The sequence below is a fragment of the Cellulomonas algicola genome, assembly GCF_003851725.1.
Classification (GTDB): domain Bacteria; phylum Actinomycetota; class Actinomycetes; order Actinomycetales; family Cellulomonadaceae; genus Cellulomonas; species Cellulomonas algicola.
This window is the reverse complement of record NZ_BHYL01000089.1, coordinates 1-1,242: the sequence shown is the minus strand read 5'-3', so window position 1 is coordinate 1,242 and position 1,242 is coordinate 1. Positions and strand designations below refer to the sequence as shown.

General features: G+C 77.2%; 1 protein-coding gene and 1 riboswitch. The gene reads right to left on the bottom strand.

Going from position 1 to position 1,242, the window contains the following annotated elements; translation table 11 throughout:
• Positions 1-401: 401 nt before the first annotated feature.
• Positions 402-516: riboswitch (SAM riboswitch) on the bottom strand.
• Between the two features lie 183 nt (positions 517-699).
• Positions 700-1,242 (bottom strand): PadR family transcriptional regulator (locus CTKZ_RS06715; RefSeq protein WP_148090467.1); only part of this gene is annotated, 543 nt, incomplete at its 5' end.

Sequence of the window (1,242 nt, the reverse complement as noted above, 5' to 3'; positions counted from 1 at the left end):
GGCCGTGGGCCGGTGCGGCGGTGGGACGAGGACGGCGGGGTGCCGTCGGTCGAGGCGCACGGCGCGGTGCGCCGGCGGCTCAGGTGCGACGGTGGCGGCGCTGTGCCGGTGTCAGACCAGCTGGCCGTGGGTCGCCGGACACGCGGGCATGCGACACATGACGGCCGTGGCGGCGGTCATGGTGCGGGCCTCGCGGGTGTCCATCGATCGACCTCTTCCTCGCGCGCCGGCGACGGAGTGCCGGGCGGTGGCGTCAGTGAAGCGAAGGTCCTGGACACGTGTCAAATTCCGACCAGCACTGTCGGGATATGTCACGCGGGCGGGCGCACCGATCGGCCGGGCGACGAGCGCGCGGGCGACGGGCTGCGGGGTCATGCGTCCTCCTCGGGCGCCAGGGCGCCGGTCGACTTGTGGGCGCCGCCGTGACGCACCACCGGTTCTCGCCCCGGGGCACCCCGCTCGATCAGGAGGGTTGCCGTGCAGCCAGCCGGGTACTTGACGCTGCAGCTCGTGAACCAGGTCCCAGGATAGACGACGCGACGCGACGCCCCGGCGTCACGCTCGTCACACCGGCGGCACGCCCGTCCCCGGCCGTCCGCGCCCGTCGGTCATGACGCGCGAGACCCCCGGTGCGGGTGCACCGGGGGTCTCGTCGTCGTGCGGGCGCCCCGGGCGCACCGCGCCGGCGGCGTCGCGCGCTCAGGCCTCGGGCGTCGCCGTCTCGCCCGTCGGGTCATCCGTCGCGACCGGCTCGCCGGCCAGGACGAGGTAGAGGTCGCGCCGCGCGCGCTCGACGATCGCGAGCGCGGCCGTCGCCTGCTCCGGGGTTCCCGTCCGGGCGACCTGGACCGCGGCGCCCGAGAGCGCCTCCAGGGCGGGTCGCAGCGCGCGGCCGGGGTGGACCGGGCGCTCCTGGGCGTCGAGCCACGGCGCGCCGAGCGCGTCGCGCTGCTCCTCGACGTACGCGGCGCCCGCCTCGGTGAGGCTCGCCATCCGGCGGCCGCCCTGCGCGGACAGGGTCACGAGGCCCTCGTCCTCGAGCATCGCGAGCGCCGGGTAGACGGCGCCCGGGCTGGGCCGCCAGCGGCCCTCGGACCGCGTGCCGATCTCCTGGATGAGCTGGTAGCCGTGCATGGGCTGCTCGGCGAGCAGCAGCAGGATCGCGGCGCGGATGTCGCCGCGACCGGCCCGGCCGCCGCGGCGACCGCCGTGACGCGGGTGCGGGCCGCCGTGGTGGCCGCC